Source organism: Shewanella sp. 11B5 (assembly GCF_002836795.1).
GTDB classification, from domain to species: domain Bacteria; phylum Pseudomonadota; class Gammaproteobacteria; order Enterobacterales; family Shewanellaceae; genus Shewanella; species Shewanella frigidimarina.
Genome location: NZ_PJAP01000382.1, coordinates 1 through 7,773 on the forward strand (window position 1 = coordinate 1; position 7,773 = coordinate 7,773).

Genomic DNA, 7,773 nt, shown 5'->3' on the forward strand with positions numbered 1-7,773 from the left:
ATATTGGCTACCATCTCTTTGAACGAATTGGTGCCATCTTTTAGTTGGATAAGTTTGACAACTACTTATTGCCCAGCCTGATGCTTCTGCCAATTCAGTCATTGTGAAAGCTTCTCCAGCTTTCTCCTTAGCTAGCATAAATTCAAATGCTAGCTCTACTCTTTGATTCCGATTCAACGCAATACTCCATGAGTTATTTTACAGCAGATTAATTAATTTCATCCTACAGTTGCTATCTCTTTGGTGTAAAGCAATTAAATCTATTCATGCTACCACTACATTGAGGCCGTTGAAGAAAATGACGTGAGCTGGCCAAGGATGGCCAGCTAGCTTTCGAGGGGAAGGGACGCCCCATCGGAAGCGTTAGCATTTTCGAATAAGGCCGAAGCCGGTTACAAACGAAGTTAAAAGCTGGATCAATTTCCGTCGCGACCTTTTCGCTGTTTGAAAATGTTGCCGGAACGGCAGGGGTGATCCAAGAGGGGGATTGCTGTTGATCTCCCTTTTGGCCCGTGCAGGGTGGAACCTTGCGATCTTAATTCAAACGAAGTTTGAAAAAGCTGATGTGGCCGCAGGCCATAAATCAAAGATAATAAAAACAAACAAGAGTTACTGAGATAGCAGCAAAAATTGACCACGTCACCACCTAGATGATCACATGGCCAAAAAGCTGAATAAACAAATTAAGCTTGGGTAAACAACTGATACAACTTATCTTTTAACACCAACCGGTCAAGCTTTGCTTGCTCAATAAACTCATCACTTGTCGGAGTATTGCGTAACTCCAGCTTACGAATTTGAGTATCTAATTTATGATACCGTTTCGCATCTTCAGCAAACTCAGTATCGTTGGCGGTTAACAATGAAATCTTGTCTTGATACTCAGGGAAATCAACTAATAACGCATGGCTTTCACCTAACATACTTCTCTCCTTTTCATGTCAATGTCTAATAATGTTAGACCATATTTACACCTTATCGTCAAACTTACCCTCGTACTTTCAAATACCCAGCACATAAAAACTGCAACAGCTTAACCTCCATAACTGTTAGGATATGCTTATATTCGTACTTGAATGCCGCTATTAACTTAATGAGTAATCAATGAAAAAACTTCTTAATGGCTTAATCATTAGCCTGCTCGTCACTGCATGTTCAGATCCTGCTACACCGGAAAATAATTCAAACTCAGCAACAGCAAGTGAGGCAGCCACTAAGCTCAGTCTTAAACAACAAGTCGCATCAATCACTAAAGACTATTTTGTACTCAGACCCGAAGTTGCCACTTACTACGGCGTGAGTGATGCCAGTATCAACGCCAATGTGATGTCTAAACTCACCGACTACAGCCCATCTGGTGAAACCCACCGTCGCAAAGGACTTAAATCAATACTGAGCCAACTCAACGACATTGATGAAGCAAGCTTAACCCCCTCAGAAACAATCAGCTTAAACGCGATAAAGTCTGAAGTAAAAGGCGCTCTATTACCAGCTCAAGTGGTTAATTATGGCAACGTGTTAGGCGAGTATGGCGTATGGTTTTTACCCTATGCCGTTAACCACTTATCTGGTTTGCAAATTGAATTCCCCGGTTACATGGAAGACAAGTTTGCCGTAACTAATACCGCCGAAGCCGAGGCTTATTTAACTCGCTTAAGCATGTACCCTGCCGCTATGGGCACATTGGTCGATAAACTCAATCACGATGTATCGATGGGCGTCATTCCACCAGACTTTGTCATTGATAACACCCTACGCGGGTTACAAGCTCAAATCAGTGGCCCAGCAAACAGCCATCCTTTAGTAACCAGCTTTAACGCTAAACTTAACGCAGCAAAAGTGGCCGATAGCGATACGTTGGTAAAGTCTGCGGCCGAGTTAGTTAACACTAAATACTATGCCGCCACCCGCCAACTGATTGCCGCGTTAGAAGCCGTGCGCCCAAAAGCAACTCATGAAGCTGGCATTGGTCGTTTACCTCAAGGGGCGAAGTTATATCAAACGCTTATCCAGCATTTAGGCAATTCGACCAAAACTGCCGATGAAATTCATCAACTCGGGTTAGCTGAAGTAGCCCGGATTACTGCCGAAATGGACGGGCTACTCAAAGAAGTCGGTTATGTTGATGGCACCGTCGGTGAGCGTATGCAGGTGTTACTCAACGACCCACAATATCTTTACCCGAATACCCCAGAAGGCAAGCAACAGCTAATGGCCGATATTGATGCCGACTTAGCCTTGGTTGATGCAAAATTACCAGACTGGTTTGGTCGCTTGCCTAATCAAGAAGTGGCTATTGAAGCGGTACCAGACAGCCGTGCGGCTTCTACTAGTGGCGCATTTTATGATGCGCCATCACAAGACGGTTCACGCAAAGGCACTTTCTGGATCAGCTTGTATGACACAGCATCACTGCCATCTTATTCATTACAGACCTTGACCTACCACGAGACTAATCCAGGTCATCATTTACAAACCATTATTGGCTTGTCTGATGAATTACCGCTGCTAAGTACAGTGTTTTATTCCAATGCGGCTGGCGAAGGTTGGGCTTTATATGCCGAACGTTTAGCTGCCGAAATGGGCATTTATGCTAATGACCCTATCGACAACATTGGCCGTTTGCAGTCAGAGTTACATCGTGCGGTTCGCCTGGTGGTTGATACCGGTATGCACGCCAAAGGCTGGAGCCGTGAACAAGCCATTGATTACGCGGTGGCAACTGAAGGGATTCATTTGTCGGAAGCCACCGGCGAAATTGAGCGCTATACCGTTTGGCCAGGCCAAGCACTTGGCTATAAGTTGGGTGAGCTGAAAATTATTGAACTACGTACCAAAGCCAAGCAAGTCTTAGGTGACAAGTTTGATATTAAAGTATTCCACGACCGCTTATTAGAAAATGGCGCATTGCCATTAGATTTAATGGAGCAAAAAATTAATCAGTGGTTAGCCAGCGAAACGGCTGCGTAATCAACTTTAATTCGGAATACTAAACCTCAGCTCAGAATAATATTGTTTGAGCAGGTTACACAATAAAGCCACAGGGCGAATACTCGTGTTGTGGCTTTATTGTCATTTATCGTTTTGCAGCTTGGTTTAACTTAGATCAGTTTTATTTAGCTTGGTTTTGAAACGCGGCTAATTGCTTAGTGTATTTGTTTTGATAAAACGGATGGTCGGTACTCGCTAACGCTTGTTGTTCCGCTTCGATAGCCTGAGTCATTTTACCTGTTGCTGCATAAACACTGGCTAACTCATGGTAGGCCGAATGCGCTTTAGGATAGGCTTTCAGCGTATCTTGGTAAACCCCAATCGCTTGCTGTGGTGCTGCTTTAACTAAGCTATTACCTAAGGCTAACAGCGAATCAATTGCTGGCACATCAAAGCCATAAACCTCATCAGACAGTCGCTTATAATAGGCTAGAATCGCTTTAGATCCTTGTTGCGATACTTCTGAATCCGCCGCTAGAACAGTATGAACATCGTTAAATATCTTCTCGATGCCTAATGCCGTCGCCAAGATAGGCTGAGTCATATAATAGCTGCCGTCAAAACGCTTTATTTGATAGTTCAATTTAGCATTGGCATTGGTTTGAATAATATCTTCAAGCCTAGCAAACGAATCCAGCTGCCTTTGTTCAAAGTCGCTATCACTGGTACTCACAAATAGAAATCTTGGTTTGCCGTCCATTTTTTTGAGATTTTTAGGCGCATCATTTAGCACATAAGCAAAGTCTGTTGATAATACTGGGCTGGCAGCAATATAAGCATTAAATAAACTAGGACGATTAATTAAGCTGTATAGCACTAAACCTGCATTGCCAGTAAAGCCGTTAAAAATACGAAAGCCATTGGTGCGATAGCGTTTATCAATTGCAGGCAGTAAATCTTGCTCAAAAAAGTCCAATAGCGCTTGATCGCCTTGCTGCTCTATCGCACGCTTTTTTAGTTCCCCCAAGCCTTGATGTCCATCGGGAGCAGTAACAATAATGGTTTCTAACCACGGCCAGCCACCATTATGGCTCATCCAGTCGTGCATACCTGTTAAATACAAATGACTGCGCGGATGTAAGTCAAATAACACCACATAACGCTTATCAGTTTGCTTGGTATAACTGTTTGGTAAGGTCACCAAAAAATCGGCTTGCTCGCCAAATAGAGCAGACTTTACACTCAGGGTTTCGGTCGTTGACGGCAACATTTCAGTAGCAAACACCACACTAACGTGAAAAAAGCTCAGTAATAATGCGCATATAGACAGACTTTTAGCCCATAAGCTCGGCCATTTGATATAACGTTTTTTCCCTATTGTAAGCATGGTACCTTCCTGGTGAAACGTGACAATTAAGTTAACCCGAAGCTACCAGACCACATCACACAAGGCAATTTAGTAATATCTAAACTTAGCTCACATCTAGCATTCAAAGTCATCTAACGAGGATGCAATATCACGAATAGCACTAGCCTTAATCGCCAATAAAGCTTAGGATCATCATTACGTTAATTTATTGTTTTGGAGTAACAAATCTTATGAGTATTAGAGCTATTATCGTTGATACCGCCGGTACCACTACCGATCTTAACTTTATTCAGGATGTGTTATTTCCTTACTCAAGAAAAGCGATGGCTGAATTTCTTGAGCAAAACCAGCATAACGTTGTGGTTGATTACTGCATCAGCGATGTTAAAGATATTGCCTTAGAACCAGATGCGACACTCGAACGAGTCACTGAGATTTTACAGCAATGGATCGATGAAGACCGTAAACTAACACCACTTAAAACCCTACAAGGATTAATCTGGAAACAAGGTTATAACCGCGTAGAGTTTACTGGCCACATTTACCCTGACTTTATTGATAGCATTGAGCGCATTAAAGAAAAAGGCATTCGTATTTACAGCTTCTCTTCTGGCTCTGTCGAAGCGCAAAAGCTGTTATTTAGCCACACCGAAGCAGGCGATTTAACCGGTTCGTTCAATGGTCACTTTGATACCCGCACGGGCAATAAGTTAGACAAACAAGCCTACTGCAATATTTGCAACACCATTAGCTTGAAACCAAAGCAGATTTTATTTGTGTCAGATGTCGCAGAAGAGCTCAAAGCTGCTGAAGCCGCCGGCATGACAACTTGCCAAATGATCCGCTTTGCTGACCAACGCCAAGCTAAGTGCAAAAAAATAAGCAGCTTTAGTGAGTTAGTGTTCGATTAATACTGACTGATTAGGTATAAAAAAACGACCGTCTAGGTCGTTTTTTTATGCCTGCAAAGTGCCTGTTAACTGGGAAATGCAGGTGAAATACATTTTTTCACTTCAAAATGATAACCATATTCCGCATTGATATCGGGTGTTATTTCAAGGATCTCATAATCATTAAGCTCGACCACATGCGACAACGGTAGTTTTTGACAGCGGGATTTGGCATTCGCCTCCAACTGAAACGCAAACAACGCAATTGCTTTACGCACACTGGTAAAATACTGGCTACGCAAATGACTGTAAGGCTGTTTGGCGATTTCATCAATGGCGTCCAGTTCTTGCTCGCGTTCAACTTGTTTCGCTGTTTTGGGTTCAGACTTGGGTGGTTCTTTCTTAGCAGGGTCTGTTTTGACAATGATCGACAAGCCATCATCAGCAAGTATTTCCTCTTCGGTTTCAGCTTCAACTAATTGCACTACTTGCGGATCATCCAACGCTTTTTCAACCTGACCATAAAGGTCCATCAGCATGGCAAGATGATACAACACCACTGCAGCAAGAATAACTCGCACCCAAAAGGTTGTACGATGAAAATGCACATGATTAATCAAGCGAAAGTTGGTCACACCAAAGGGGCGGAGTATAAAAGACACACCAAACATTAGCGGAAAAATAAGCTGTAGTAATAACAGCACAATACAGCTCATCACCACACTCCATGCCGGAATGTAGAGCAAAATGGCGAAGTTATGGGTGTAATTAAAGCTACTGGCTGCGACGCCAACCACATCGTTAACCACTGAACTTGAACTAGCCAGGGCAAAATTGGCCACTATCGCATAAAACAATAACAACACCGCTTTGCCAGCCAAGCTGTGCCACATACGTTCAAATAAATGCCAGAACTCAATCGACATCGCCATCACACTGATAATGGCCACCCACGCTACCGAGTCAGTAGCAAACAGTAAGACTATCGCCACCAGATACAATTTTTGCGGCAAACTCAGTTTGGTTTGTAATTCAGTAAATCGGCTGCAAAACACCGTCCAGCACGACGATATCCATAAATTCGATGTTGTTAAAAAAGTCTCTTTTCGCAAGGTAAAAATCCTTATAAGTTCACTGGATATACTCACAGTAATAGCCACTGTCCCTTGTTGTTCATCGTCCGGACTGTTAAATTAACAGTTGAAATTTAAACAAGCGTTTAATTTATTAATTCATAACGAGAACCGCCATGAATGACTTTTTAGCTCAACATTCTATCAGCACAGACATTCAAGTAGCATGGGGTGAAATGGATGCACTACAACATGTTAATAATTCGGTGTATTTTAAGTATTTTGAAACCGCTCGTCTCGATTTCTTTAACCAAATTAACCTACTCGACGATCTAAAAACAACGGGTGTCGGCCCAGTGCTAAGTGAAACAAATGCCCGCTTTAAGCGCCCAGTAACCTTTCCGGACTCAATTGTTGTAGGGGTAAAGATCAGCGATATCAATGAAGACCGCTTTGTGATGCATTACACCGTGTTCAGTAAAGCACAGCAAGCAGTGACGACTATCGGCTGGGCAAAAGTGGTGATGTTTAACTTTAAAACCGGCAAAAAAGCCAAACTCACTCCAGAATTACTCAGCGCCTTGTTGGAACATGAGTAACAGTATGAGTCATAACATCAATAGCCACATCAACAAGCGGCCTTACAAGTAATAGGACAACACACTATGAGCAATCAAAACGCAGTAACCGTGCAACACCAAGCTAGCCAACATCGTTTTGTGGTTATCACTCAAGGTGTTGAGGCGGTACTTGAATATCACTTAGATGGTCAAAATATTGATTTTAGTCGCACCTTTGTACCACCCGCTTTACGCGGCCAAGGAATTGCCGAAAAATTGGTTCGTACTGGACTGGCTTGGGCGAAAGCAGAAAAACTTAACATCAGCGCCAGTTGCAGCTACGTAGACAAGTTTTTACGTTAACACCTTCTTTTGTGTTAGTCCTAAGCTGCACCGGTTAATGTAGCCAATTGCTGACGTACAAGCTCAGCAAGTGGCTCGCTTTTTTCAGTTTGGTAATTGTAATGCACCATAGTGGTGGTCGCTTCAGCGGTTTTTTTACCGTGCTGCCAACAGCTTTGTAATATATCAAAGCTGCTATTGCCTAAACGACTAATGTGCGTTTTAACGATAACTTCTTCGCCATAATACGTTGGCGCGGTAAAGGCGATAGTAAAACCAGCAATGATCATGTTCCACTTGGTTAAATCTTGCCCTGGATTTACAATTTCAAAAATTGGCTCACGAGCCGCTTCAAACCACACTGGGATAACCGTGTTATTAATGTGGCCTAACGCATCGGTTTCACAAAAGCGCGGTTTGAGGGTCATGCTAAATTGAGTATCTGTCACAAAGAATCCTTTATTATTATTTTGAGTCCATTGACGTTTTGCTCGATGAACAAATGTCATTAGCCCATTCTAACGACACATCTCACTCGAGGTCATCAAAAAAGTCTTTATTGCGAAGGAATTATGGGGGGGTATGTTAGGGGAGAAAACAGTAATCAT

The 7,773-nt window shown here is 42.7% G+C and carries 8 protein-coding genes; 4 read left to right on the forward strand and 4 right to left on the reverse strand.

The genetic code is table 11. From position 1 onward, the window contains the following. Positions 1 to 683 precede the first annotated feature (683 nt). Complete coding sequence (locus tag CXF78_RS08735; protein ID WP_011639370.1) at positions 684 to 923, reverse strand: HP1242/YdcH family protein; 240 nt, start codon at positions 921 to 923, stop codon at positions 684 to 686. A gap of 181 nt (positions 924 to 1,104) precedes the next feature. On the opposite strand from CXF78_RS08735, the gene CXF78_RS08740 reads away from it, so the two are divergent. Beyond that, positions 1,105 to 2,970 carry a DUF885 domain-containing protein gene (locus tag CXF78_RS08740; protein WP_011639371.1) on the forward strand — a complete coding sequence of 622 codons (1,866 nt, stop codon included), beginning with the start codon at positions 1,105 to 1,107 and terminating at the stop codon, positions 2,968 to 2,970. 142 nt (positions 2,971 to 3,112) lie between these two features. Here CXF78_RS08740 and CXF78_RS08745 read toward each other — a convergent pair whose 3' ends face one another. Further along, a complete protein-coding gene (locus tag CXF78_RS08745; RefSeq protein WP_102036538.1) occupies positions 3,113 to 4,318 on the reverse strand; it encodes an alpha/beta hydrolase-fold protein in 1,206 nt (401 codons plus the stop codon). A gap of 212 nt (positions 4,319 to 4,530) precedes the next feature. Between CXF78_RS08745 and mtnC the strand changes: the two genes are divergently transcribed. Beyond that, complete coding sequence (gene mtnC, locus CXF78_RS08750; protein ID WP_011639373.1) at positions 4,531 to 5,211, forward strand: acireductone synthase; 681 nt, start codon at positions 4,531 to 4,533, stop codon at positions 5,209 to 5,211. A 65-nt stretch (positions 5,212 to 5,276) separates the two neighbouring features. Here the strand turns inward: mtnC and CXF78_RS08755 are convergent, their stop codons facing one another. Next, a complete protein-coding gene (locus CXF78_RS08755; RefSeq protein WP_011639374.1) occupies positions 5,277 to 6,302 on the reverse strand; it encodes a hypothetical protein in 1,026 nt (341 codons plus the stop codon). Between the two features lie 137 nt (positions 6,303 to 6,439). On the opposite strand from CXF78_RS08755, the gene CXF78_RS08760 reads away from it, so the two are divergent. Both CXF78_RS08760 and CXF78_RS08765 read left to right on the forward strand, forming a co-directional pair. Then, entirely contained in the window at positions 6,440 to 6,862 is a 423-nt protein-coding gene (locus tag CXF78_RS08760; protein ID WP_011639375.1) for an acyl-CoA thioesterase, read from the forward strand. A 66-nt stretch (positions 6,863 to 6,928) separates the two neighbouring features. Next, the gene (locus CXF78_RS08765) at positions 6,929 to 7,186 is read left to right on the forward strand and encodes a GNAT family N-acetyltransferase (protein WP_102036539.1); all 258 of its coding nucleotides are present in this window, start codon (positions 6,929 to 6,931) and stop codon (positions 7,184 to 7,186) included. Between the two features lie 20 nt (positions 7,187 to 7,206). On the opposite strand, the gene CXF78_RS08770 is transcribed toward CXF78_RS08765, so the two are convergent. Then, positions 7,207 to 7,593 carry an acyl-CoA thioesterase gene (locus tag CXF78_RS08770; RefSeq protein ID WP_374702276.1) on the reverse strand — a complete coding sequence of 129 codons (387 nt, stop codon included), beginning with the start codon at positions 7,591 to 7,593 and terminating at the stop codon, positions 7,207 to 7,209. Positions 7,594 to 7,773 lie beyond the last annotated feature (180 nt).